Here is a 25,855-nt window from a genome sequence, read left to right as displayed (position 1 = left end):
TTTCAATATAAAATAAAGGTACATTTGCAAAGATTTGGAGGGTGATATAATTGGATATCCATGTATTAACAAAAGACGAAGCGGAAATTTACTTAGAACTTCGTGTAGAAGGATTAAAGCAAAACCCTGAAGCTTTCAGCTCTTCTTATGAAGATATTATTAATAAAGAGTGTGCGATTGAATATAAAGCACAAAAATTAGCACAAGATGAAAACTATACGCTAGGTGCATTTAAAGATGGACAATTAATCGGGGTTGCAACACTGGAAACGAAACCATATGTAAAACAAGAACATAAAGCTAAAATCGGTTCTGTATATGTGTCTCCAAAAGCACGCGGACTTGGAGCAGGAAAAGCACTTATTAAAGAATGTCTTGAACTTGCTAAATCTTTAGAAGTAGAACAAGTTATGCTTGATGTTGTTGTTGGCAACGATGGAGCAAAAAAACTTTATGAATCATTAGGATTTAAAACATTTGGTGTGCAAGAACGTTCGTTAAAATATAACGGACAATATTGGGACGAAGAGCATATGGTCTTATTCTTAGATGAAAATAAATAATAAAAAACATCCTCATTCTTGGAGGATGTTTTTTTACTTTGTTGTATACCATGCCTTATGTAATAATTGAATCGCTTTCGCAATTTCTTCTTCTAATAAAATCGCAAATCCAAGTAAAACTACATTTTCAGGTGCAGTACCTTCTTTATAATACGTAGAAACAGGATATAGTTTAATACTATATTTCGCAGCTTCTTTAATGAGTTCTTCTTCTCGCATTCCATTATGCACTTGTAATAAAATGTGTAATCCAGAATCTTCTCCTATTACTTCAACACGATTAGAGAAATACTTTTCTATTTCAAAAACAAGTCGATCTCTCTTTTTCCGGTAGACGACACGCATTTTATGAATATGTTTTTCCCAATAACCTTCATTTAAAAACTTTCTAATCACTTCTTGGTCCATTCTTGAAACACTTTGCGTATAAAACAAATATTCCTTTTGATACTTGTTAATTAAATTCTTCGGTAATACTATATAACTCATTCGTAATGAGGGCAATAAAGCTTTTGATAGCGTCCCCATATAAATAACTTTCCCATCTGTATCTAACCCTTGTAGTGCTGGAATTGGCTTCCCTGAATAGCGAAATTCACTATCGTAATCATCTTCAATAATATATCTATCTTCTTCTTTCTTTGCCCATTGTAAAAGCTGCGTCCTTCTCGTAATAGGCATAATCATTCCATATGGGAATTGATGAGAAGGCGTTACAAATACAACATTTGCATCGCTATTCTCTAAATCCGCCATACAAATTCCATCCCTATCTAAAGACAACATTTGAACCTTCTTTTCTCCCTGTTCAAAAACGACCATTTTCCTATGATAACCTGGGTTTTCAACTGCATAATTACTTCCCTTCAACAATTGAAAAAGTAGCTTCACTAATATTTGCGTTCCCGCTCCTAATACAATTTGACTAGCTGAACAACGTACACCTCTAGATTCATACAAATAGCTCGCAATTTCCTCCCTTAAGCTCAATTCTCCTTGAGGGTGTCCAAGAAAAAGCAACTCATTATTATGTGGCTGCCATACATCATTTATAAGCTTACGGTACATAGTGAACGGAAACGTATTCGTATCAACCCCTGTTTGGGTGAAATCAAATGTATAGTTCTCCTCCCGAAACGGCACTTCTTCTACTTTCACTTCGCTTCCTTCTACATAAATCATTTGTTCAATTTCACATACAAAATAACCTTTTCTCGATACCGATTCGATATAACCTTCTGCAAGTAATTGCTCGTAAGCCGCTTCTACTGTATTCTTACTCACTTGTAAATAGCTCGCCAGCTTTCTTTTCGCAGGTAATTTTGTTAAAGCCGGAATCGTTCCATCTTTAATCTCTTTTTTTATATACTCATACAATTGCACGTACAATGCTATTTTACTTTTCGTATTTAAATTAGGCGTTAATTCTAACACAATATCTGACCCCTTAATAAAACTAATATCTGATACTTTTTACAGTACCAGAAGTTATATATAATTCCTTTTATCATGTCACACATAAAAAATCAAATACCGGAGAGGAGAAACATGATAATGAACAATGGTAGACGTATCGGACTCATTATGATTATTACAGGGGCTACATTATGGGGATTATCTGGTCCAATGATTCAGTGGCTATTTCAGCATACTAATGTATCCTCAATTGATTTTTTAACAATTCGCTTGTTGCTTGCGGGAATATTTATTTTATCTTTCTTGCTTATAAAGAAACAAAAAATATTTCAAATTTGGAAACATCCTAGACATTCTATACAACTTATTATTTTCTCTATTCTCGGCATGCTCGGTGCCCAATATGCCTTTATCGAAACAGTTCATATTAGTAATGCTGTCACAGCGACATTATTTCAATTTCTAGGTCCTGTTCTTATTACCATTTATGTCGCATTTGAACAACGAAAATTCCCTGCTTCTCTGCAACTACTCGCAATTATAACAGCACTAACAGGGACGTACTTTATTATTACAAACGGTTCAATTGAAAATATTGTTTTATCAAAAGAAGCCATTATTTTTGGTCTATTAACAGCAATTGGCTTTGCATTTTATACCCTTCATCCAGCTTCTCTTATTAAAGAATGCGGAACAACTGTAGTAATTGGCTGGGGGATGTTAATCGGTGGCATTGCCCTGCTTATTTGTAATCGCTCGTTTGAATGGAATCAGCTTTCACAAACTTTTACACCAAAACCTTTTTCTATGCTTATTCTTATCATCATAAGTGGCACCCTTTCTTTCCTTCTCTATATCGGTAGTCTGAAATATTTAGCAGCAACAGAAACAAGCATTTTATCTAGCATTGAACCACTTGTAGCTGCCATTGTTTCAATCGCTTGGCTAAATGAATCCTTTGGAGCCTATCAATTACTAGGCGGCGTATGTATCGTTCTTTCTGTTATTTTCTTAACGATGCCGCAAAAAGAACGAGAACCAACCTTTACAACTGAGCAAATATAGAAAATGTCAAAAGAGGTCGTACAAAACTTACGACCTCTTTTGACGTTTTAAAGGAATTGTCCCGCTTTCTAGCAAATACAATTACACTAACAATAAAAATTAGGAGTGTGACACCATGAAAAAAATTGGAACTATGCTACTTCTCTCCTTTCTCATCGCTGGATGCACACAAGCGCAGCCTGATTCAGAAGCACCTAAAAAAGAAGCTATCGCAACGTCATCCACTCAAGTTAATGCACCTTCCTTCTTTCATCTTAGCGTTTTAAAAGATGTAAATTGGGAAGAAACACCCTCCTTCATACAAGAAAAAATACCTTTAAAAGGCATCGAAGAAAAAGTCGCAATGGCTGATAAACCTATTATCGCAAATGAACACAATGAAATGATGTGGTACTTTTTAGATCCTGAAATGCCAACTGGAAAACTATCTATTGTTGCACTAAAACAAGGATCAGTAACCCCAACACCCGTACTCTTTCAACAAGAAAATTCTAAACCAACTTGGACTACTTCAAATACAATTGATTCTACTACAACCGAACTCCCACTCACTATGTCACTACCTTCATCTGGATTATGGGTATTAAACATATATGTAAATGAAAAATATTATGAGCAATTTGTAATCACCGCTAAGTAAAGTGACAAAAATAAACCACTTTCTTACAACAATGTAATTTCTACGTCATGTACTTCGATAGTTGAAGTATCTCTCTTCTCTTATACTTAAAGTAAGAAATGAAATGAGGAGAGATGAGAGATGAAAAAAGTGATAGAAGTGATCGTAGCAGTAACTGAGGTTTTAGTAAATGGTAAACAAGTTGCAATGGAATTAAATAAATAGTGAAGAAACATAAATAATTCTACACTTCTTCATTATTTTGATTTCTTATCTCAAAAAAGCAGTGCCTTTTTAGGCACTGCTTTTTGCTATTAATAACTTGGTATTGTCGTAATTTGCGCCACGCCTGAATCAATAGCTGCCTTCGCTACCGCTTCCGCAACACTTGGAACAACTCTTTTATCTAACGGATTCGGGATTACATAATTCGTATTACGTTCTTCGTCCGTAATGATGTTAGCGATCCCATATGCTGCCGCTAATTTCATCTCTTCTGTAATATCCGTCGCGCGCACATCTAACGCACCACGGAATATCCCTGGGAACGCCAATACATTATTTACTTGATTCGCATAATCCGAGCGCCCGGTTCCTACTACAGCTGCCCCAGCCTCTAATGCATCCTCTGGGAAGATTTCTGGAATTGGATTCGCCATAGCAAACACAATTGCTTTCTCATTCATCGTTTGTACAAGTTCTTTCGTTAATACGTTAGGAGCAGATACGCCAATAAAAATATCAGCTTGATGAATCGCTTCTTTTAACGTTCCACGCACATATTCTCGATTTGTCTTTTTAGAAACTTCAATTTGTGCTTCGTTCATCCATGATTCACCTTCACAAACAATACCTTCTAAGCTAACTAACGTAATGCGCTTTGCACCAGCCTTTAATAATAATTTTCCAATTGCAATTCCTGCCGAACCCGCACCGTTAATAACAATTTTCACATTATCCATTTGTTTGCTAACAACTTTTAATGCATTAATAACAGCTGCCAAGACGACAATAGCGGTTCCATGTTGATCATCATGGAACACAGGAATATTTGTTTCTGCTTTTAATCGCTTTTCAATTTCAAAACAACGTGGTGCCGCAATATCTTCTAAGTTAATTCCTGCAAACGTAGGCTCTAAATTTTTCACAAGGGTAACGATTTCATCCACATCAGTCGTACCTAAACATAACGGGAAAGCATCTACATTCGCAAATTTCTTAAATAAAATACTCTTCCCTTCCATAACAGGCATAGCTGCTTTCGGTCCAATATTCCCTAAACCAAGTACCGCTGTTCCATCTGAAACAACTGCCACCATATTACCGCGTGCTGTATAGTCATACACTGTTTCTTCATCCGCCGCAATTGCTTTGCAAGACTCCGCTACACCTGGTGTATATGTCAGGCTTAAATCATCCGCTGAATTTACTTCTACTTTACTTGTAATTTCAATTTTCCCTACTAATTCTTTATGCAATAACAATGATCTTTCATTAATTTGATTCTCTAACATACTTATAATCTCCCCTTAATTTGACAAGCTAGCTATATGAATATAGCTAGCTTGTTTGATCATGAAAATATTTTTAATAAAATTGTCGCTGTTACAACCATTGCTGCCCCGCCTAAACGTGTTGAAATTTGCGCAAACGGCATTAATTCCATACGATTTGAAGCTGATAAAATAGCAACATCTCCAGTTCCACCTAAACCACTATGACATCCCGTTACAATTGCTGATTCAACTGGATACATTTTCATCACTTTCCCTACAAGAAAACCTGATGCTACCATTGTAAGGACAACTGATGCGCACACAACAACATATCCTACTGAAAGAACTGCTGCTACGTCTTTTAGCGGAATATATAGCAACCCTAATCCGACCATTAACGGCCAAGTTAAATTCTTCGAAATAAATTTATATAAATGGAATGCTCCTTGCTCCATTTTTGCTGGCATTAATTTAAAATATTTCACAAGTGCTGCTGAAAAAATCATAATGATTGCTCCAGGAATACCGATGAACTTAGAAGCAAATCCTCCAAAGATGAAGAACGTACACGCAATTAATAAACCTGCTCCCATTAATGAGAAGTCAATTGGCTTCTCTGTATTTTGTTCTTTTAATAACTCTGCTTGATTATCTGTTTTCACTAATACACCGTTACCACTAAGTTCCGGCTTCTTCTCACCTAAACGCTTCATATACCCTGCACTCACGATTGCGAACATATTTCCAATAATAGCCGCTGGAATAAGCTGCGATACAAACGTTGCTGATGATTCATTTAAAATATCACTATAAGCTAATGACAATGGTAAAATCCCTTCCCCGATACCACCACTCACAATTGGTACGATGATAAAGAAGAATGTTTGCTTCATTTCAAATCCAAATAGTGAACCGACCAATAATCCTACTGCTACAGAAGCTAACGTCCCTACTACTAAGGGAATAAACATACGAACGAAACCTTGTACTAACACTTTACGGTTCATTCCTAAAATACTTCCGACTACTAAACAAGAAATATATAAATATAAAAAGTTCGATTTTTTCATTAACATAGTTGCAGCTTCCATTGAAGCTGGATTCATCCAGTTAAAGAATACAAGTAATGATGGAATAAATAACGAAAGTATTGCTGGACCACCGATATTTTTCAAAATTGGAATTCTCATCCCAATGTCGCCTAAGAAAATACCCATAATCATAATAACTGCAAATCCACCAATCATATCTGCTGGCAATTTATTATATACAGATGCCCCATAAATAATAGCAGCCAATACTACATATAACGGTAAAGGTATAACACCGATTTTTACATTCATAATTTTAGAAGCGAACGATTCTCTTTGTGCTTCATTTCCTTCAGGAAATGATACCGCTTCCACATTCTTTTGAATTCCCATATGGCACCCCCTTGTTTTCTTAATAACAATATTAAAACGCTTTCAATAGTAAAAATAGTTTTTGTAAGTTTTGTAATTGATTTTGTAATTAAAAAAAGTATAAGCGACTTATAATAAGTCGCTTATACGTAAAACTCTATTTTATTTTAGTCAATACATCTTAATTTACTCACTGGTCTTCCCACATGTTGATACACCATTTCGTTTTCTAATACTCCAATTTCAGTCAAAAACATTACATACTTTCGAATAGAAACTCTTGAAACTCCTACTAATTGTGCCATTTCGTCTGTTGTAAATGCTCGTCCATTCAACGACTCGATCTTCTGCCAAATTAATCGCATCGTTTGCTTCGTTAATCCTTTTGGAAGCTCTTGAGTGACAGTAGGCTCTCTTTTTTCTTTTTGCAAAATTAACGAATCTAATTCCGATTGACTAATTTTTTGTTGTTCTTTCATGAAAGTAAGTTTTTCTCGATATATAGTTAATGCCTTTTTAAATCGTTCAAATGTAAATGGTTTAATTAAATAATCTACTACACCATATTGTAATGCTTTTTTAATACTTCCCATATCATGTACAGCTGAAATCATCATAATATCGATTTCTTTTTCTTGGTTCCGAATATACATTAAAAGCTCAAATCCAGTTTCTTCAGGCATAAAAATATCAAGTAATACTAAATCTACTCGTGATTCCTTTAATACTTCTATCGCTTCTTTAACGGAGTTAACTGCTTGAACAAGTTCAAACCCTCCTACTTGCTCTAAATAATGCGTATTTAACATTGCTACCATCGGGTCATCTTCTACAATTAAAACTTTAATCATATTTGCCTCTCATCCCTACCTTTAGGTATTTCAATTGTTATCGTTGTGCCCTTTCCTACTAATGAATGCATATGAATTTCCCCATTTATTCTCTGTATACTTTCTTTTACAAGATACAAGCCATAACCACGGTTATCTCCCTTTGTGGAATAACCTTTCGTAAATAATGCCCCTATTTCTTCTTCTGGTATACCTTTTCCTGTATCTTGTACTGTAATAGTTAATGTATCCCCATATTGTATCTCAAGTTCAACTTGCTTCTTTTCACAATTCGTCACTGCCTCTAATGCATTATCAATTAAATTTCCGACAATCGTAATTAGTTCATGAATAATACTTTCATCATCTATTTCCGGCATGTAAGAATCTTCACTTATGATTAATTTTATATTTTTCTCTCTAGCATAGCTAAGTTTCCCAAGTAAAAAACCAGCAAATACTGGACTTTTTATTCTTTCCATAACCCCACCAATTTCATATTGATGCTCTGATACCATACCGCTTATATACTTCTGTAATTCTTCATACTGCTTCATGTGTGTAAGCCCTAATACAACATGCATTTTATTCATAAATTCATGCGATTGTGCCCGTAATGCTTCCGCATATAGTCTAATACCAGTTAATTCTTCTGCTAATTTTCTAATCTCTGTTTTATCACGAAATGTTGCAATCGCACCAACTATTTCTCCTTTTACATATAAAGGAACACGATTCGTCACAATCGTAATTCCATAAATATTTTGTTCTTCGTTTAATTGTACCTCTCCCGTTTGTAATACTTCTTTTATACGTGAATTAGGCATATACAACTCAACATCTTTACCAATAAAATCTTCTTCAAGACCACTTTTCTTAAACAATCGTTTTGCCTCATTATTTATTAAAGTTACATTGGCCTCTTTATCTACAGCAATAATACCTTCCTTTACAGATTGTAGCATCGTATTTCTTTCTTCAAGAATTTTTGCTATCCTGTGAGGTTCAAGACCAAATAAACTTTTCTTTATATGTCTAGCTAGTAATATTGCTCCTATAATTCCGACTAGTACTCCAACTCCAATATAAATGATATGTCTACTTTCCTTAACTCTCTCTTTTACATTATCTGCTGAAATACCAACGGCCACCGCTCCAAGTTGTTCACCTGTTTCAGAAAATACAGGTACAAACACTCGCATTGAAATACCTAACGTTCCTTCTGCCAGCGATACATGTTCCTTTCCTTTCAATGCAGGCCCTTCATCTCCCCCAATAAAATGATGACCTATTTTTTGAGGATTTGGATGTGATTTTCTTATTCCATTCATGTCCATAACTACAATAAATTGAACACCTGTGTTTTTTAATATTCTATTTGTATACGTTTGGATTGCAGAAGTATCTGCTTTCCCAGTCAAACCATCGATTACAATCGAATCATTCGCCACAATGTGTGCAATTGTTCTTGCTTTCTCTGCTTGGCTATCCTCCGTCATCCGTTCTACATTATGACTAATTAATATATCTGTCACAAGTAAAGAAAAAATTACAACTGTACAAACTAGCAATGTAATCGTTTTCCATAAATTCCATAGTCTTTTTCTTTTTTTCATCCCGTTAATGACTCCCCTAATTGCTAAATAGAAAAATAAGTAAGGTGATATTATTTTCACCTTACTTATCTGCTGTTATTATACTTTAAATTTACTAGTCATCGCTTGTAGTTCTTCGGCCATCTCAGCTAAATTTTGCGAAGCTGAACTAATTTCTTCCATTGAATTCATTTGTTCCTCTGTTGAAGCAGCAACACTTTGCATACTAGCTGTATTTTCTTCTGCAGCCGCTGCAATTTCATCAATAGCATTTGTCGCTTCATTTGCATCTCCAGCAATTCTCTTCGTTGTTTCTACCATTTGATTTACTTGAGAAACAATATGTGTAGTAGAACTTAAAATTTCCGTAAAACTTACTTTCGTTTTTGTTACAACATCAAGGCCTTGTTGAACTTCTCCATTCACATTATCCATCGCCTTAACAGTATGTTCAATATCAGACTTAATTTCTGCAATTAAATTTGCAATCTCTCCAGATGATTCTCCTGATTGCTCCGCTAATTTTCTAACCTCATCTGCTACAATAGCAAACCCTCGGCCCTGTTCACCTGCTCTTGCTGCTTCAATAGCCGCATTTAAAGCTAATAAGTTCGTTTGGGTAGCAATGTTTTGAATTGCTTCAGAAATAGCTCCTACCTGTTTTGATTTCTCATCAAGAAGTTTAATAATAGCATCTGACTCGGATACCGATTTAGAAATAGACTGCATTTGTTTTGCTGTTTGTTCAACCAATTCTTCCCCTTCTTCAGCTCTTTCTCTCGCATGTAATGAGGAGATAGAAATTGATTCCGCGCTTCCATTTACATCTTGAATTGCTGTATTTACTTGTTGTAATGTAGCCGCACCTTCTTCAACACCTTGACTTTGTGATTCAGCCCCACCTGATACTTGTTCCATTGCAATTGTAATTTGATCTGTCGCATCATTCGCTTGCTGTACGCTCGCTGTTAACTCTTCAGCCGATGCAGCGACATGTTCTGCTGAAAAACTAATTTGAGTAATCACATCTTGTAAAGAGGCAGACATTTCATTGAAGGAATCCCCTAATTTCCCTATGTCATCCTTGGAATGGATTGTAATTTTCTCTGTCAAATCTCCCTTACTAATTTTATGTGCCGAGTCAGCTATTCTTCTTAATGGTCTTGTAATAGACTTTGTAATGAAATAAATTAATACACTACCAAATACAATAGCGATAGCTATGACAATAAAAGTCTTATAAAACATTGGACTGGCAGCTTGGGTAATTTCTTCATCGAACATAACTCCAACTACTTTCCAGCCCGTTTGCTCATTTGTTGCAAAGATTAAATTCTTTTTATCATCTTGTTCTGTATAAGAAACATTTCCTTGTTTTTCTTCATAAATTGGTTTAATCCAAGGATCAGTAACTTTTGCACCTGGTTTTCTAGATGGATGACTAACAATTTGCTTATTTTGATCTAAAATAACTGCATAACCTTTTTCACCAATATTAATCATTTTGGAAATTTTTAAGATGTTATCTAAATTTAAGTTAATTCCTATAACACCTTTACCATCTTTTACTTCTTTAGCAATTGTCACTACCATATTTTTGGTAGATGCTGATTGATATGGTGCAGTAACAATGACTTTCCCTTTATTTCCATGCGCTTCTTTATACCAAGATCTATCTGTTGGATTATACCCATCAGCCATTTGGATAAATGGTTCTCTTATAAACTTTCCCGTCTGCGTTCCAATATAAATGCCTTCTACCTCTGGATGAAGTTTTATATATTGTGCTAACTTCGTTCTTACTATTTCTTCTTGCCCGTTTGGATATGTATCCTCTGTTAAGATGTCTGCAAAGTATGCTGCATCAACAAATTTCTCTTCTATATTTTGAGAAATAACAGTATTTAAAATCGAAATGTTTTCCTTTGCTTTACCTGTGATTTGTTGTTCAAAATTTGTTTTGGCAGTTTGATATGAAACACCACCGATAATAAGTCCTGGTATAGTTAAAATAAGAAAGAATGAAATGATTAATTTTTTCTTGATACTCATACATTTAACCCAGTTAAATATTTTTTGCATAATAAGCCTCCTTTATGTAATGCGAATACTTGTGTAATTTTATACAATAAACATGTATAAAACAATATATAATGATAACATGTAATTTTTTCGTCAATTATGCATTTTTACATATTCACTACTTCTAAAGATTTAATCATAAAAAATAAGAGAACTTCAGCTTATATAATAAGCTGAAGTTCTCTTATTTCTTAACAAAATACACCCACAAAAACTCCTCTTATAATTCCTTACATCCCTTTCCTTACTAATTGCTTTTCACATAACTAATCGCCTGACTCCCCATTTGCATCCATGCCTCTTCAAAACGATCTCTCGGTACTTTTACATCCAAACTTTCACTGAGAGGATCTCGAATATATACAAATTCCTTATCATATCCAACAAGCACAACACAATGCTCATTATACGTAATAGAAACATCTCCGCTATTTGTTTCCCATGTAGTAAATTCATCCTCATCTAATGGTGCAAATGTTGCATTCGTAATCATAACTACCGGTTGTCCTGATTTTACACTCTTATACATTTCTTCTATACTCTTCCCTGTTAAGTCTACAGCTTTATTAGGTAAATACTTTTTTGCTAATTGAAAAAGTGGTTCATGATATACACCATATCCAGATTCAGAAAAAGTATAAATATTTCCTACAAATCCTTCATTCGGATTCCCTCTTACACCGTCATCTAAAAAATTAACCTTTTTGATTTCACTTGCCAATTGCATCTTATCTACTGAAACACCTGCGTATTGTAATAGCATCGCTAAACTTGTTACTTCACAGCCTCTATCTAGCTCTGGTAATTGCTGAATTAAAGGTACATTTGATAAGATGACCTTTTCACCATTATTACTAAACTCTGCTTCTTTTCCGCTTCGTATATGGAAGAATGTTAACTTCTCCACATACTTTGTAATTCCATTTGTATATACGTTCCATACTGCTATACCGAGTAAGGCCATACATAAATACCACTTCCATCTCCGTATCACTCTCACGCCCTTTTTAGTTCGTTAAATAAGAATAAAACGCGTCAGCATCCGTGCGAATCACCGGTACAAAATTTAGTTCTTTTCCTTTTTCAGGCTGATCTTTTTTTATTTTTTCGGCTAATTCTTGAACGTTCATATTCGTTTTATCCATATTAAGCTCATCTGCCATTTGTAATACTTTTTGCTCATTAATTTCTTTTAATACTTGATATATATCTTTACCATACAAATCAATATGATATTTTTTTGCTTCTTCCTGTACTTTTTGTTCATACACTTCTTGTGCTAACGTTTCTATCTCTTTTCCTTTTTGGGAAATACCTAACTTCCCTGCTTCCTCTCTTACTTTCGTTCCATAGATTTCTTCCTCAATGTCCTCTATTTCTTTTCCATTTGCCGAAATGCCTAATTTATCCGCTTCATTGTTAATTTTAATCGTATTAATTTGATTAATTAAATTTACAATCGTTTTATTCTCTATAGATATGCCTAGCTTTAACGCTTCTTGCTTTATTTTTGTTTCATAGATTTCTTCAGAAAGAGTTCCAACGTCTTTTCCTTCAATCGAAATTCCTAACTGTTCTGCTTCCCTTCCTACTTCCGTCTCATGGATTTCTTTTTCTAGCGTGATTTGTTCTTTCCCTTCCGTTTCAATCCCTAAATTCTCTGCCTTTTCTTCTGTATGTACCGCATGTATCTTTCCATTATTTAATTGTTCTTTGCTGCGCTGCTTGTAGTCTGTCTTTCCTTTTGATGTTTCAGAAGGAGAGGCACCGCCTAATATACTTAAACTCATTACTCCAATAGTGAATACCGTCATCATTTTCTTTTTCAAAATTAATTCCTCCCTCTTACACTTTCTTTTACATCATTCCCTATACATAATCGAAATAACGTTATGATTGATATAATCTGCTCAAATACCTTTTTATAATTGCTTATTCATACGGCGAACTTTCTGTATATCATACATGTTATAAATAGTTTCTTAACTTTCCCTTAAAAAAAGACGACCTTGTAAAAACAAGATCGTCTTCTCACTTATATTCTTTGATTTTTAGGAAGAATCACTTCAAAACAAGTACCCTCTTCCCATTTGCTCTCTACTAATATTTTCCCATAATGCTTGTCTACAATCCAATTCGCGATTGAAAGGCCTAATCCAGCTCCTTCTGACGCACTTCTCGCTTTATCCCCTTGATAAAAACGATTAAAGAGTTTGGGGATATCCTCATCTTTCACTCCTATCCCATCATCTTTCACTCGTATACGAATCGAACTGTTCGTTTGCGTACAATCGATTTGAATATGACCACCTTCATTCGTATACTTCATCGCATTGTCTAACAATATGACCATCATTTGATGAATTCTCTCTCTATCACCCATAAATGATATACCATGCTCTACTTTTAATATCATCTCTTTTTCTTGATAAGAAGCAATCTCCTTATATGGATCTACTATTTCTTCTAACAATGTATCCATTTCAAATGTTTTCTTATCCATCTCAATTTGATTAGAATCCGAACGTGCTAACAATAATAAATTAGCTACAAGCTTAGATAACCGTCTACACTCCTTTGAAATCGTAGAAATATCCATCGCTTTTTCTTCTATTGTCGCAGATGGTGACTGAAATAATATATCTGTTTTGGATTGAATAACCGCAAGCGGTGTCCTTAATTCATGCGATGCGTCCGAAACGAATTGCTGCTGTTTTTCCCACGAATTTTGAATAGGTACGAGTGCCCTACCAGCTAAGAAAAAGCCGATTCCTATTGCAAATAAGCTTCCTACACTACAACCTATAACAAGAATTAAAAATAAAGTATTTAGCATCTCTTCTTCCGCTGTTGTATCACGTACAATTTGAACTATTTTCCCATCTTCTTTAAACGCAAAGGTTCTAAAATATCGTCCTTGCACTTCAATATCTTGCAAATCCCCTAACTTCTTTGGAAAAAACTGATCTAAATTCCCTTCAAAGCTAGAACGAAATTTATGGTTATCTCCCTCTATCTCTACTACTTTCCCATTCCAAGTTATTTTAGTTACCCGTGGATCTCCAATTTTAATGTTCTCCATACGTTTTCTTGGTAATATTTTAGCATCTAATTTTTTTCCAAACTGAGCCATCATTTTTATAGATTGATCCATTTCATTATAAATACGCTTATATGTGTACGAATAAATAATACTACCTAATACACCTATCAAAATGATAAATACTAATGAATTCAATATAGTCAATCGAATGCGCGTCTTCTGAAACATACTTCCCTTTTTCATTGTTCTTTTAATATATACCCAATACCTCGAACGGTTTGAATATCTTTCTGATAACCGAATGGCTCTAATTTTTTACGTAAATGATGGACATATACTTCTACAATTGCTACTGTCGTATCTGAATCAAATCCCCAAACACGATCAAAAATTTGTTCACGCATTAAAATTTTACCGCTATTTTGAACAAGGTACTCGAGAAGCTCATATTGTTTTAATGTTAGCTTAATACCTTGCCCATCTACTTGAACATCTTTATCTTTTCCGAACAGTTCAATCCCTTTATATCGAATGGTCTGCTTTGTTGTTAGACTACCGCTTCGTCGTAACAAAGCGCGAATTCTCGCCTTTAATTCTGGGGCCTGAAACGGCTTAACGATATAGTCATCCCCACCAAAATCTAACCCTTTCACTCGATCCTCTAAAGAATCTCTCGCTGTCAAAAATAAGACAGGTGTTTCAATCTTTTCATCACGTATTTTTTGAATTACTTCAAAACCATCCATTTCTGGCATCATCACATCAAGCAAAATGGCATCATATATATTTTGTAACGCTAGAAATAATCCCTCTTCTCCATTCAATGCTGTATCTACTTCAAATTCATCGCGTAATATTTGGACAATAGACTCTAATAACGAAGCATTATCTTCTACTACGAGTAAGCGCATATTCTCACCTTCCACCATAGGGTTCAATTCTATTTACTTCATAACAAAAGAATGTAGTCACATTATGTAATTTCATTTTTAACTATTTCCTTCTGAAGTTTTGCTTTATATAAAGTTTTATTATAAAAGCTTTGTCTTAAATTTAGCTTAATAAAAAATTGAAAGAAATAAGATTCCTCTTATCTCTTTCAATTTTTTATTACATATACCTTTTTACTCGGCAACTCCAAACAATTTAGCTGACCACCATACACAGCTCCACCATCAATTCCAATAATACGATTACTACCAAAATATACTCCGCAATCCTCACTACCATGAAGCGTTTTTGTTTCCGTATGACCAAATACAACAACCTTTTCCCCGCTATATCCATTATGAAATTCATTACGGATCCACATTAACGTGTATGGTTCAGATTCAGAAACTCGTTTCATTGGCTCAACACCAGCATGTACAAATATATATTCTTCTGTTTCAATGTAATGATCTAATTCTTGAATAAACTTTACATGTTCATCTAATACACGAGATTGTAAAATCGGTTTTTGAAAATCTCCCTCATTAACCATAATATCTTCTTCTACAAAGCCATAGCTATATAAAGTCTTATCTCCACCATTCCTTTTTACCCAATGATTCCATGAACGTTCCTCATCAGTCGTTAACGCCTTAATCATCATATCTTCATGATTTCCTTTTAAAACAAAGGCACCTTCTTCTTTTAAATCTTTTACCTTTTCAATTACAGCACGCGCATTTTGACCACGATCTACATAATCACCTAATAAAATTAATTGATCCTGTCTTGCATCGTATTGAGCTTCTTCTAATAACTGTTCAAACTTTTCTATTTCTCCATGAATATCACTAATAACAAGAATTCTTTTCATATTATCCCCTTCTTTCTAAGGCACTCTCTTTCTAATTATAGTTCAAAACAACAAAGATTTCTGAACTCAACTTCATTACAAATAAAACGCTTATCCTTACAACAATGTAAGTCTCTTGTCATCCAATTCGATAGTTGCAAGTGTAATATTTCCTTATACTAAAAGTAAGAAATGAAACAAAGAACAAGGAGAGATGAGAAATGAAAAAAGTGATAGAAGTTGTAGTAGCAGTGGCAGAGGTTTTCGTAAATGGCAAACAAGTTGCAATGGAGTTAAACAAATAATGAAAAGGACAAAATTCACTCTAGACCCTTTACTCATATAAAAGAGATAAGACTTCTTCATTTTTTTGATCCCTTATCTCCTTGAAAAAAGCCGTATCCTTTTTCGGATACGGCTTTTTCTTATTTTTGACTCGTACGAGTTGAAATACTAATTGCTCTATCTGTTGCTTTTGCAGCTTCATCTAACGCTTCTTTACTATTCTTTCCGTCATACATTGCTTCTAGTGCTTTTACAACTGCATCTCGTGATTCTGGGAATACACTAATTAATGCTCCTTGAGTTGCTGGAGATTGCTTAGTCGCTTGTAATTGTTCCACCGTTACTTTTAACTGTGGATATTTTTCATATTGCTCTTTTACTAACGGTTCATTGTATGCATCTGGATTAATAGAGAAATAGCCTGTTGCAGTATGCCATTTTGCTTGTACATCTGGCTTCGTTAAATATTTCATGAAGTCCCAAGCACCTTGTTGTGTTTCTTCTGAAACCATATTCGTCATCCATAATGATGCTCCACCAATAACAACACCATTTTGTTTCGAATCCTCTGGATACGGAATATACGACACGCCTACATTAAACTTAGATGCATCAATTAAGTCGCGAACACCAGCTGAAGAATCTAAATACATAGCAACTTGTCCGGACTGGAACGCGGCACGAATATCATCCCAACTTGCTCCATACTTTCCAAGTGCACCAGCTTTATTCAATTCATCTAACATTCCAAATACTTTTTGTCCTTCTTTACCGTTAAATACCGCTTTCTTTGCAGCATCTTTACGACCATTTTCATTATCTACATATAAAGCGCCTTGTGTCGCTAACAATTCTTCAAAAAACCAACCATAATTCAGCATTGAGAATCCATATTGTTTTACATTTCCGCCCTCTTTAATCGTTAACTTTTTCGCTGCTTCTTGTAATTCCGCATACGTTTTCGGAGCCTTCTCTGGATCTAAGCCCGCCTTTGCAAAAGCATCTTTATTATAAATTAATACTGGTGTAGATGAATTAAATGGCATAGAATACATTTTTCCATCAACTGAATAATAATTTGTAATTGCTTTTTCCAATTTTGAAGTATCATACTTATCTTTTTTTATCCAACTATCAATTGGTGTAACCTTTTTGCTATCAATCATATATTTTGTTGTAATTTCACTCGACTGAACAAGAGCTGGCGCTTCTTTAGTAGCAGACATCGTTCTAAATTTCGTTAAAGACTCTTCATATGTCCCTTGGAACTCTGGCTTTATCTCGTATTTATTTTGTGACTTATTATAGTCTGCAACAAGCCCCTCTAATACACCTTGTGTTTTTCCACCCATCGCGTGCCAGAAACGAATTACAGTTTTATCACCATTTTTTTCAACTGGTGCTACCTTTGCCTGTGCTTCAGCTTTCCCCTCCGTTTTACTATTTGAACAAGCGGCACTAGATAATGCCATTGTTGCTGCCATTAATAGAACAGCACCTTTTTTAACTAAATTCATTTTACATTCACCTTCTCTTCGTTATTTAATTGCACCTTTTGTTAACCCTTGTTGTAATTGCTTTTGCCCTACAAATAGTAAAATCAATGTTGGAATTACAATAACCGTAACACCGGCCATTACACTTCCCCAATCAGTTGCAACTTCTTGAGACTGAAGCTGCTTTATACCAATTTGGACTGTTCTCACTTTTTCATCGGTGGTCACTAAGAGTGGCCATAAGTACATATTCCATGTGGTTAAAAAGCTATATACTCCAAGCGTAATAAAACTCGTTTTACAATATGGAATTACGACGCTAAATAAAAACTTTACATTTCCAATTCCTTCAATAAAAGCAGCTTCTTTCAGTTCATTCGGAAGCGTCATAAAATGTTGACGTAGTAAGAAAATACCGAAAGCTGTTGCAAAAAACGGCACTGTCATCCCCGCAAAACTATTGATCCAACCAAAGTTTTGAATCGTTAAAAAGTTAGGTACCATCGTCGCTTCCCACGGAATAAGCATCGTTGAAATAAACAGGAAGAAAATAAGATTTCTTCCTTTAAACTGAAGAAAGACGAAAGCATAAGCCGCTAAACTTGATACAATAAGTTGTCCAATCATAACGACTGTTGATACGATTAAACTGTTATATAGGTATGTAAAAAGCGGTACTTTTTGAAAAATATTAATAAAATTATCAAAAGTAAATTGAGTCGGAAATAACCTTCTCATTTGAATATCATCTGGTGTCATAAAGCTTATTAAAAATGCATAGAGTACAGGAAAAAACACCATTACTGCACTAATAATGAGCAGCATGTATAATAGAAAATTTTGTTTCCACTGTTTAGCGATCATTTATAATGCACCTTTCTCTCAGCAAACTTGAATTGAAGTAATGTAGCAATGAAAATGAAAATAAATAATACCATCGCTTGTGCACTTGCTGTTCCAAATTGATGATTCACAAATGCCTCTTTATAAATCGAATATACAATTAAATTCGTTGCATCATTTGGCCCGCCGTGCGTTAAAATATCAATTTGTCCAAAGCTTTGGAACGCACTAATTAGCGTTACTGTTACGATAAAGAATAAAGTAGGTGATAACATCGGTAATGTAACACGGCGAAGCTTATGTAAATAGCTAGCACCATCTATAGATGCACTCTCATATAAAGACGTATCAATATTTTGTAAACCACCTAATATAACTAAAAATGCAAATCCTGTATTCACCCAAACCGTTGTAACCGATACAGAGAACAATGCCCAATCTGGACTCGTTAACCATGCGATTGCAGGTAGATTCATAGAGGCTAATATATTATTAAATAACCCGACACTTGGATGAAACAAAAATAGCCAAATCACTGCACTAGCAGCTACTGATATTCCCATAGTGGAAGAAAATAATACACGGAATAACCCAATACCTCTTACTTTTCCATTTGCAATCAATGCAAGAAGTAAAGCGAGTATAATACTCGTAGGCACTGTATATACAACAAATAATAAAGTTGACTTTATGCTTTTGTAGAAAGCAGGATCAGAAAATAAGTATTGATAATTTTCTAAGCCAACAAAAAGATTAGCTTCTCCATGTATATCCGTTAAATAAAAGCTATAGTAAATCGTCCTAAATAATGGATAAAACAGAAAAATCGAAAACAGTAAAATAGATGGTGCCAAAAACAATAATCCTATTCTTAAATCTTTCGTTCTACTCCATAAATTCTTCTTTTTTGCCACTTTTACTTGGGCTGGTAACTTGCCTACTTCAATCATTATTTCGCCACCACTTTCAACTCTTCTTCAGCTACCACTTTTAACCGTTCATTCGTATTTTGATGAAAGAAGCATAACTTTTCTTGCGAGAATAATAATTTTACTTTGTCACCTTTGTTCAGGAGTAGCTGTCCAATGACTTTCGCACTCCAAGTTGTTCCATTTACCACGAAATTTAATATAGATTCATTCCCTAATACTTCTACAGATTGTAGCGTAACTTCTTGCCCTCCCTCAGACAGTTCAATATGTTCAGGTCGCATACCTATTCGAATTGTTCCTTCTGGTAGTTGCTTTAATCGTCCATTAGATAATGGAATTTGCAAATGTCCTATATGTAATACGCCTTTTTCTTTGTCCACTTCTCCATCATTTATATTCATCGAAGGAGACCCTATAAAGCTTGCAACAAATTCATTCGCTGGTTCATTATATATATCAAGCGGTGTTCCAACTTGCTGTATGCTTCCTTTATTTAAGACCATGATACGATCTCCCATAGTCATCGCTTCTATTTGATCGTGAGTAACATAAATCATTGTAATTCCTAGACGTTGCTGAATTTCTCTAATTTCAATCCTCATTTGCGCACGTAATTTCGCATCTAAATTTGAAAGTGGTTCATCCATTAAACAGATCGGCGCTTGACTAACGATCGCCCTAGCAAGTGCAACACGCTGTCTTTGTCCCCCTGATAACTGTCCTGGCTTCATTTTCACATACTCTTTCAGTCCTACCATTTCAATTGCTTCCATTAATCGCTTTTGTCGCTCTTCTTTTTGTACTTTTCTTACCTTAAGTCCGAATACAATGTTTTCTTCTACAGATAAGTGTGGATATAGTGCATAATTTTGAAATACCATTGATAGATTACGGTCTTTCGGCTCTAAATCATTTGCAACATGTTCATTAATAATTAAATCTCCCGAAGAAATCTCTTCTAAACCAGCAATCATTCGTAATAGTGTACTTTTCCCACATCCTGAAGGTCCAACTAAAACAAAAAACTCGCCCTTTTTAATGTGAACCGATACACCTTTAACCGCTGTCTCTTCCGCATTTTTATACACCTTTGAAACATTGTTCAATTCAATCACAAGGTTGCACTCCTTTTTTCTTCTTGTATCCATACTTCATAATGACTCGTTGAAATCGCACTTGCTCCTGCACGAATAGCAATTTCCGCATCTTCTCGTGTTTGAATCAGTCCGCCTGCAATAATAGGAAATTCTATTTCCTCTGCTAACTGCTTAATAATGGAAGGCATAATACCAGGCATAATCTCTACCGCATTCGGTTTAGTCGTTTTACAATTCTCAATTGATTTTGTAAGAGATAAAGTATCAACAATAAAGATGCGTTGAATCGTTTTTAATCCAACTTTATTAGCATTCCGAATTGTCGAACCTTTTGTCGAAATAATACCTTGCGCCCCGATAACATCTTGAATATACAAAAGAGCTTCCTCTGTATTTGTATTTAAACCTTGTATAAAATCACAATGAAGAAATACATCATGTCCATGCTTCTGTAATTCATATACACGCTCTGGTAACTCCAGCATTGAACCAGTCATAAGAAAAACTGTTTTCGGTAATTTTTTGTATGTTTTGTACCCTTTCCAATCTTTTATCATTGCAATATAAGGCTCTTTAAACATTCGTTCCACCTAGCTTTTCTATTTTTATCCAAACTAAAAACACCTACTTACATAGAACACCTTTCTCCTTATTTGAACTCTAGGAAATAGAGCACACCTAAGAAAGTGGCACGTTATATGTAAGCGGGTGTTCTCAAATGTTCTCTACCCTAGTTATTCTGTTACCTTTACTATATTACGCATTTATTAAGTCAGTTTTGATAGATTGTTAATTAGGTGTTAATCGAATGTTAATATTCACCATATTTTTTTAACAATAATCTAAATATACGAATGAATCCCAGCAGCAAACAACTATTTTTAAAATTTAAGTGATATGCAAATTCATTCCATAGTTAATCAGTTTTAGTTTTCTCGCAACTGCTTGTGAAGCATAATTATCCCAAGAAGTACTATAAAGTGGAATGCGTTTTTCTTCTTGTATTGATATCGCCCAGGCTGTAACAACATCAGCACCATATCCATTCCCTTGAAACTCCGCTAAAGTTTCCACACTCGCCTCAGCAGCTACAGGCGTACTCCTAGCACTGCAACATATAGAAACTACCGTTTCATTTTTTACAATTGCAAAGTAAGGTTGCCTCCACTCCATCTGTTCTATTAGATTAGGAAAATTTTCTCGCAAAAGCTCTTTATTCTTCTCTGTTATCTGTATTGTTCTAGTTGGCTTATGTAAATTATTAGAGAACATGAAAGCAGGGCCCATCCAAATATTTTTTACTGTTCTTTCTTCATTTAATACATCAATGATCTTAGCTAATTCTATATGATTTGAAGGTTCTCGAATTAATTTCTCAATCTGCCCTACCGTTTCATCATCCAGATCACAATGATATCTCGTTATACTACCTTCACGAGTTCCGCCAAGAAAAAAGCGTGGTGCTTTTGGATTTCCTTGTTCATTTACATATTTCATTTTTCCTACTTGATTATGAACAAATAAAACCTCTACCTGAGTTGCTATTAAATCAAGTTCTGAGAGCCTCATTTATATCCTCCTTAGTTACTCCATATACCATTCATAATCTATTTTTCATGCCCAAAATAAAAATCCCATTCAAATACACATTACTGAATCCATCATACGAAATGACTTCTTCATCCTGTCTATCTAAATGGGATTATTTCATACTTATTATTCCACCGGTTGTGGTTGTGGCTGTACGACTTCATTCGCTCCAGCTACCCTCAACATATTTGCAATATCTTTAAAACCTCTTTTTTCAGCATATTGCAGTGGCGTAATATTTTCCTTATTGGCCATATTTACATCTGCCCCGTGGTCAATAAGCATTTGAATTACTTTCTTATGGCTTTCACTACCATTTCCTAATACGATTGCTTCTACTAAAGCTGTTCCACCACGATCATTTCTATAATTCACATCAATATCCGTATGCTCTAATAACTCTTTTACGACCTCTACGTGGCCACGTTCAGATGCAGAAATGAGTGCTGTTCCACCCGATTTAGTAATTTCTTTCGTATTAACCCCTGCATTAATTAATAGCTTTACAATGTCTGTATAACCTTCTCTACTGGCATAAAGAAATGGATTACTTTGTTTCTCATCTTTACTTTCAATATTAGCCCCCGCACCAATTAATGCTTTAACTGTCTCTACATGATTTTGATACGTTGCTGCAAGGATAGGCGTTTCTCCGTTGTCACCTTCTACGTTTATATTGGCTCCATCTTGAATCAGCTTCATAGCTGTTTCTGTGTCTCCAAGCGTCGCAGAAAGTAGCAACTGTTTGTCCATTAAATTTATACTTTTTTCTTCTTTAGGTTCTTCCTGTTCTTTATGCTTTTCTTTTTTCTTTTCGTTTTTCACATGAACCGGTTTCGATTCTGGCTCCTCTTGCTTATCGCAAGCCACTACCGTCATTAAAAGTCCTAATAACATACATAATAAAATTTTTTGTTTTCTCACAACTACAGCTCCTATGAAAGATAATGTTTTCTTAACCATTCCTCCATCACATACAATAACTCTTCTTGAGTACATTTATCCATAAGCCCTTTATATTCCTTCTTTAATCGGATTATCCAAACTTATACCTAAGTTTCTCAACCTATATTAGCGCAGCAATTAGTTTAGCACGATTTTACCGCATTTGTATACATTTCTACAAAGTACATACATGATTGCTTTAGGTTACTATATTCCATTGTAACCGTTCTTCTAAAAATTTTACACCTTTTCTATATTTGCACTTGAGTAATACTAAAAAAAGACAACTATATAGTTGTCTTTTTTTAGTATTAATGATGCCCACCGTGATTTCCCGTTTTCGGTTTCCCCATCATCTCTTTATTCATTTCCCATTTATGCTCTGCTAGCTCTTTATATGAAAGAACTTTCCCTTTATAGTTAGACACAAAATTCTCTGCATCCTTTTTATTTTCAAATGAAATGACATTATAAGCCATCGGTGTCGTTATTGTTTTATCATATACGTAAGTCGCATCTTCTAATGGAATCCATTCTTTCAAATCATAATCGCGAACAAATTTTTCTTTCGTCTTTTCACCTGGATTAATCTCCATCCATTTATACATACAACCGATATCATCAAACTTTAACGCTTTTCCATTTTCTAAAATAACTTCTGTTGCAAATTGATTATCCATTACCCCAATTTGGCAAATATCACATTTATCATGTTTCTCATCAATTGCCACAGCCTCTACTTGTTTCTTACCACATCCTACTATTGTAAAGACAAAAAATAAGCATATAACAAACATCACATACTTTGTTCTCATTTCATTTCCTCCCTAACCGTATCTTCCACTAGGAGAATATCAAAAACTTGTGTGAGATTTGTGAAAAAACAATGTTCTTTTTGTAATATATGGAACAAAAAAGATGTGTAGTCATATCTACACATCTCTCATCATTCACAACCTGTAATTAATAAATCATCTTCTAACTTAACTAATAATGTATCTGTATTAATTTGCTGTCCAACAACTACATTTACTAACCTTATATTTCCACTGATACCGATCGCAACTTTTTCAAGTTCACCGTTATTTTTTCGGATCATCATTAATTTTTCCCACTCATATACGTAAGAAGATTCTTTAACAAAAATCTCTTCTACTTTTCCTTCATAAGAACTATAAATCTCTTCCATTCTCGTTTTCATATAAAATCTACTCCCTATTTCACACTTCAATATTTTCATCTTATTCTACCATTCTTACGGAGAGCAGCTTACTTTTTAAAAATTCAAATTAACTCCCGTGAACAAAATGACCAAAATAAAAATTATGCTTCTAATGATGTTATTTTTCAAATTATTTACCATTTGAATGATTGATTTTATGATAAACAAAAAACGTTTTTTCTGAATTTTCATTACATTTTGAAAGCGCAATCATTTTGGAGGGGGAGATTACATGTTAGCACTACTTGGATTTGCGATGGTATTTGTCTTTATGTTTTTAATTATGACGAAACGTATGTCGGCACTAGTAGCATTAATATTAATTCCAATTACTTTCGCATTAATTGGCGGTTTTTATGCAAATATGGGACCTATGATGTTAGAAGGGATTCAAAAACTAGCGCCTACTGGTATTATGCTTATGTTTGCTATTTTGTATTTTGGAATTATGATTGATAGTGGTTTATTCGATCCTGTCATTAGTAGGATTTTAAAATTTGTAAAAGGAGATCCTTTAAAAATTGTTGTTGGTACAGCAATTCTTACTATTATCGTTTCATTAGATGGGGATGGAACAACAACGTATATGATTACTGTTTCTGCAATGTACCCACTATATAAACGCCTTGGAATGAATCCACTTATATTAGCTGGGGTTGTTATGTTAGGGGCAGGAGTAACAAATCTTACACCGTGGGGCGGACCGACAGCTCGGGTTATGAGTGCTCTTGGACTAGACGCATCAGAACTCTTTACACCACTTATACCAGGAATGATCGCTGGTGCAATTTGGGTCGTTTTCGTTGCTTACTATCTTGGCAAAAAAGAAAGAAAACGTTTAGGCATTATGGATGTACAATATTTAAAACAAATGCAAACGATGGATGAGCAAGCTGCCACAGTAGAAGCTGCCGTTCATAAACGCCCTAAGCTTCTATGGATTAACTTTTTATTAACTGTTACCTTACTTGTTTTCCTTATACTAGAAGTTATGCCGTTACCTGTTTTATTTACAATTGCTTTCGCGATTGCTGTTATGCTTAACTATCCGAACTTAGAACAACAGAAAGAACGTATTGCTTCTCACGCAGGAAACGTATTAGCGGTTGTTTCTCTCGTATTTGCCGCTGGAATTTTCACTGGTATTTTATCAGGAACAAAAATGGTAGATGCAATGGCTCAAAGTGTAGTCACTCTTATACCAGACGCTCTTGGACCACAACTACCAATTATTACAGCTCTTCTTAGTATGCCGTTCACATTTTTCATGTCTAATGATGCATTTTACTTCGGCGTATTACCTATTTTAACGAAAGCTGCCGCTGCTTACGGAATTAGTGCAGCCGAAATGGGACGTGCTTCTTTACTTGGTCAACCTGTTCACTTATTAAGCCCTCTTGTCGCATCCACTTATTTATTAGTCGGAATGGCCAAAGTTGATTTTGGTGAACATCAACGCTTCACTTTATTATGGGCAGTTGGAACAACAATGGTGATGTTGATTACTGGAATTGTAATTGGGATTATTCCAATATAAGATAAAAAAGAGT

At 34.6% G+C, this 25,855-nt stretch carries 24 protein-coding genes and 1 pseudogene; 4 read left to right on the top strand and 21 right to left on the bottom strand.

What is annotated here, in order from left to right:
• Positions 1-50 precede the first annotated feature (50 nt).
• Entirely contained in the window at positions 51-563 is a 513-nt protein-coding gene (locus PDL00_RS22605; RefSeq protein WP_000351216.1) for a GNAT family N-acetyltransferase, read from the top strand.
• Between the two features lie 33 nt (positions 564-596).
• Here the strand turns inward: PDL00_RS22605 and pdxR are convergent, their stop codons facing one another.
• Positions 597-1,997 (bottom strand): MocR-like pyridoxine biosynthesis transcription factor PdxR, encoded by a 1,401-nt coding sequence (pdxR, locus tag PDL00_RS22600; protein WP_097818147.1) that lies wholly within the window; start codon positions 1,995-1,997, stop codon positions 597-599.
• A gap of 120 nt (positions 1,998-2,117) precedes the next feature.
• On the opposite strand from pdxR, the gene PDL00_RS22595 reads away from it, so the two are divergent.
• Positions 2,118-3,044, top strand: a complete 927-nt coding sequence (locus PDL00_RS22595; RefSeq protein WP_270731237.1) for a DMT family transporter — start codon at positions 2,118-2,120, stop codon at positions 3,042-3,044.
• A gap of 115 nt (positions 3,045-3,159) precedes the next feature.
• Entirely contained in the window at positions 3,160-3,684 is a 525-nt protein-coding gene (locus PDL00_RS22590) for a DUF4871 domain-containing protein (RefSeq protein ID WP_270731236.1), read from the top strand.
• A 293-nt stretch (positions 3,685-3,977) separates the two neighbouring features.
• Here the strand turns inward: PDL00_RS22590 and PDL00_RS22585 are convergent, their stop codons facing one another.
• The 20 genes and pseudogenes from PDL00_RS22585 to PDL00_RS22495 all read right to left on the bottom strand — a co-directional run bounded on the left by PDL00_RS22585 (position 3,978) and on the right by PDL00_RS22495 (position 24,284).
• Positions 3,978-5,177 (bottom strand): NAD(P)-dependent malic enzyme, encoded by a 1,200-nt coding sequence (locus tag PDL00_RS22585; protein WP_097818144.1) that lies wholly within the window; start codon positions 5,175-5,177, stop codon positions 3,978-3,980.
• 59 nt (positions 5,178-5,236) lie between these two features.
• The gene (locus tag PDL00_RS22580; RefSeq protein ID WP_270731235.1) at positions 5,237-6,583 is read right to left on the bottom strand and encodes a 2-hydroxycarboxylate transporter family protein; all 1,347 of its coding nucleotides are present in this window, start codon (positions 6,581-6,583) and stop codon (positions 5,237-5,239) included.
• A gap of 146 nt (positions 6,584-6,729) precedes the next feature.
• A complete protein-coding gene (locus tag PDL00_RS22575) occupies positions 6,730-7,413 on the bottom strand; it encodes a response regulator (protein ID WP_270731234.1) in 684 nt (227 codons plus the stop codon).
• Entirely contained in the window at positions 7,410-9,008 is a 1,599-nt protein-coding gene (locus PDL00_RS22570; protein ID WP_270731233.1) for a sensor histidine kinase, read from the bottom strand. The genes PDL00_RS22575 and PDL00_RS22570 overlap by 4 nt, the downstream gene beginning before the upstream one ends.
• A gap of 78 nt (positions 9,009-9,086) precedes the next feature.
• Positions 9,087-9,905 carry a methyl-accepting chemotaxis protein gene (locus PDL00_RS34915; RefSeq protein WP_442868346.1) on the bottom strand — a complete coding sequence of 273 codons (819 nt, stop codon included), beginning with the start codon at positions 9,903-9,905 and terminating at the stop codon, positions 9,087-9,089.
• Positions 9,906-10,025: 120 nt separating this feature from the next.
• Positions 10,026-11,039: pseudogene (locus tag PDL00_RS34910) on the bottom strand (cache domain-containing protein); the annotation flags it as partial.
• Between the two features lie 277 nt (positions 11,040-11,316).
• Entirely contained in the window at positions 11,317-12,063 is a 747-nt protein-coding gene (locus PDL00_RS22560; RefSeq protein WP_242256252.1) for a C39 family peptidase, read from the bottom strand.
• 13 nt (positions 12,064-12,076) lie between these two features.
• Positions 12,077-12,898 carry a transporter gene (locus PDL00_RS22555; RefSeq protein WP_270731231.1) on the bottom strand — a complete coding sequence of 274 codons (822 nt, stop codon included), beginning with the start codon at positions 12,896-12,898 and terminating at the stop codon, positions 12,077-12,079.
• Between the two features lie 206 nt (positions 12,899-13,104).
• Positions 13,105-14,355, bottom strand: coding sequence for a sensor histidine kinase (locus PDL00_RS22550; RefSeq protein ID WP_316251376.1), 1,251 nt, complete (start codon positions 14,353-14,355; stop codon positions 13,105-13,107).
• On the bottom strand, positions 14,352-15,023 hold the full coding sequence (locus PDL00_RS22545) for a response regulator transcription factor (RefSeq protein ID WP_242257110.1): 672 nt from the start codon (positions 15,021-15,023) through the stop codon (positions 14,352-14,354). Before PDL00_RS22545 ends, PDL00_RS22550 begins: the two co-directional genes overlap by 4 nt.
• A gap of 188 nt (positions 15,024-15,211) precedes the next feature.
• Positions 15,212-15,916 carry a metallophosphoesterase family protein gene (locus PDL00_RS22540; RefSeq protein ID WP_242257109.1) on the bottom strand — a complete coding sequence of 235 codons (705 nt, stop codon included), beginning with the start codon at positions 15,914-15,916 and terminating at the stop codon, positions 15,212-15,214.
• Between the two features lie 404 nt (positions 15,917-16,320).
• Positions 16,321-17,697, bottom strand: coding sequence for an ABC transporter substrate-binding protein (locus PDL00_RS22535; protein WP_242257108.1), 1,377 nt, complete (start codon positions 17,695-17,697; stop codon positions 16,321-16,323).
• Positions 17,698-17,718: 21 nt separating this feature from the next.
• On the bottom strand, positions 17,719-18,540 hold the full coding sequence (locus PDL00_RS22530) for a carbohydrate ABC transporter permease (protein ID WP_242257107.1): 822 nt from the start codon (positions 18,538-18,540) through the stop codon (positions 17,719-17,721).
• Entirely contained in the window at positions 18,537-19,469 is a 933-nt protein-coding gene (locus PDL00_RS22525; protein WP_242257106.1) for a carbohydrate ABC transporter permease, read from the bottom strand. The genes PDL00_RS22530 and PDL00_RS22525 overlap by 4 nt, the downstream gene beginning before the upstream one ends.
• Positions 19,469-20,566 (bottom strand): ABC transporter ATP-binding protein, encoded by a 1,098-nt coding sequence (locus PDL00_RS22520; protein WP_270731230.1) that lies wholly within the window; start codon positions 20,564-20,566, stop codon positions 19,469-19,471. Before PDL00_RS22520 ends, PDL00_RS22525 begins: the two co-directional genes overlap by 1 nt.
• Entirely contained in the window at positions 20,563-21,129 is a 567-nt protein-coding gene (locus tag PDL00_RS22515) for a glycerol-3-phosphate responsive antiterminator (RefSeq protein WP_242257104.1), read from the bottom strand. The genes PDL00_RS22520 and PDL00_RS22515 overlap by 4 nt, the downstream gene beginning before the upstream one ends.
• A 307-nt stretch (positions 21,130-21,436) precedes the next feature.
• A complete protein-coding gene (locus tag PDL00_RS22510) occupies positions 21,437-22,117 on the bottom strand; it encodes a GNAT family N-acetyltransferase (protein ID WP_242257103.1) in 681 nt (226 codons plus the stop codon).
• A 147-nt stretch (positions 22,118-22,264) separates the two neighbouring features.
• The gene (locus tag PDL00_RS22505) at positions 22,265-23,137 is read right to left on the bottom strand and encodes an ankyrin repeat domain-containing protein (RefSeq protein ID WP_242257102.1); all 873 of its coding nucleotides are present in this window, start codon (positions 23,135-23,137) and stop codon (positions 22,265-22,267) included.
• Positions 23,138-23,394: 257 nt separating this feature from the next.
• Positions 23,395-23,898 (bottom strand): nitrous oxide reductase accessory protein NosL, encoded by a 504-nt coding sequence (locus PDL00_RS22500; RefSeq protein WP_270731229.1) that lies wholly within the window; start codon positions 23,896-23,898, stop codon positions 23,395-23,397.
• A gap of 131 nt (positions 23,899-24,029) precedes the next feature.
• The gene (locus tag PDL00_RS22495) at positions 24,030-24,284 is read right to left on the bottom strand and encodes a hypothetical protein (protein WP_000857649.1); all 255 of its coding nucleotides are present in this window, start codon (positions 24,282-24,284) and stop codon (positions 24,030-24,032) included.
• 253 nt (positions 24,285-24,537) lie between these two features.
• Here PDL00_RS22495 and PDL00_RS22490 point away from each other — a divergent pair, with 253 nt between their 5' ends.
• Complete coding sequence (locus PDL00_RS22490) at positions 24,538-25,842, top strand: CitMHS family transporter (RefSeq protein ID WP_061677004.1); 1,305 nt, start codon at positions 24,538-24,540, stop codon at positions 25,840-25,842.
• Positions 25,843-25,855: the final 13 nt, after the last annotated feature.

The sequence above is a fragment of the Bacillus cereus group sp. TH152-1LC genome (genome assembly GCF_027710505.1).
In the GTDB taxonomy this organism is placed as follows: domain Bacteria; phylum Bacillota; class Bacilli; order Bacillales; family Bacillaceae_G; genus Bacillus_A; species Bacillus_A mobilis.
Note: the sequence above shows the minus strand (reverse complement) of the source record. Positions and strands in the feature narration are given on the sequence as shown.

Excerpts from the sequence above, each read along its gene's own strand:
- PDL00_RS22595 (WP_270731237.1), top strand. The coding sequence starts at position 2,118 with ATGAACAATGGTAGACGTATCGGACTCATTATGATTATTACAGGGGCT.
- PDL00_RS22590 (WP_270731236.1), top strand. The coding sequence starts at position 3,160 with ATGAAAAAAATTGGAACTATGCTACTTCTCTCCTTTCTCATCGCTGGA.
- PDL00_RS22585 (WP_097818144.1), bottom strand. The coding sequence starts at position 5,177 with ATGTTAGAGAATCAAATTAATGAAAGATCATTGTTATTGCATAAAGAA.
- PDL00_RS22580 (WP_270731235.1), bottom strand. The coding sequence starts at position 6,583 with ATGGGAATTCAAAAGAATGTGGAAGCGGTATCATTTCCTGAAGGAAAT.
- PDL00_RS22575 (WP_270731234.1), bottom strand. The coding sequence starts at position 7,413 with ATGATTAAAGTTTTAATTGTAGAAGATGACCCGATGGTAGCAATGTTA.
- PDL00_RS22570 (WP_270731233.1), bottom strand. The coding sequence starts at position 9,008 with ATGAAAAAAAGAAAAAGACTATGGAATTTATGGAAAACGATTACATTG.
- PDL00_RS34915 (WP_442868346.1), bottom strand. The coding sequence starts at position 9,905 with ATGGAACAAGTATCAGGTGGGGCTGAATCACAAAGTCAAGGTGTTGAA.
- PDL00_RS22550 (WP_316251376.1), bottom strand. The coding sequence starts at position 14,355 with ATGAAAAAGGGAAGTATGTTTCAGAAGACGCGCATTCGATTGACTATA.
- PDL00_RS22545 (WP_242257110.1), bottom strand. The coding sequence starts at position 15,023 with ATGCGCTTACTCGTAGTAGAAGATAATGCTTCGTTATTAGAGTCTATT.
- PDL00_RS22540 (WP_242257109.1), bottom strand. The coding sequence starts at position 15,916 with ATGAAAAGAATTCTTGTTATTAGTGATATTCATGGAGAAATAGAAAAG.
- PDL00_RS22535 (WP_242257108.1), bottom strand. The coding sequence starts at position 17,697 with ATGAATTTAGTTAAAAAAGGTGCTGTTCTATTAATGGCAGCAACAATG.
- PDL00_RS22530 (WP_242257107.1), bottom strand. The coding sequence starts at position 18,540 with ATGATCGCTAAACAGTGGAAACAAAATTTTCTATTATACATGCTGCTC.
- PDL00_RS22525 (WP_242257106.1), bottom strand. The coding sequence starts at position 19,469 with ATGATTGAAGTAGGCAAGTTACCAGCCCAAGTAAAAGTGGCAAAAAAG.
- PDL00_RS22515 (WP_242257104.1), bottom strand. The coding sequence starts at position 21,129 with ATGTTTAAAGAGCCTTATATTGCAATGATAAAAGATTGGAAAGGGTAC.
- PDL00_RS22510 (WP_242257103.1), bottom strand. The coding sequence starts at position 22,117 with ATGAGGCTCTCAGAACTTGATTTAATAGCAACTCAGGTAGAGGTTTTA.
- PDL00_RS22505 (WP_242257102.1), bottom strand. The coding sequence starts at position 23,137 with ATGTACTCAAGAAGAGTTATTGTATGTGATGGAGGAATGGTTAAGAAA.
- PDL00_RS22500 (WP_270731229.1), bottom strand. The coding sequence starts at position 23,898 with ATGAGAACAAAGTATGTGATGTTTGTTATATGCTTATTTTTTGTCTTT.
- PDL00_RS22495 (WP_000857649.1), bottom strand. The coding sequence starts at position 24,284 with ATGAAAACGAGAATGGAAGAGATTTATAGTTCTTATGAAGGAAAAGTA.
- PDL00_RS22490 (WP_061677004.1), top strand. The coding sequence starts at position 24,538 with ATGTTAGCACTACTTGGATTTGCGATGGTATTTGTCTTTATGTTTTTA.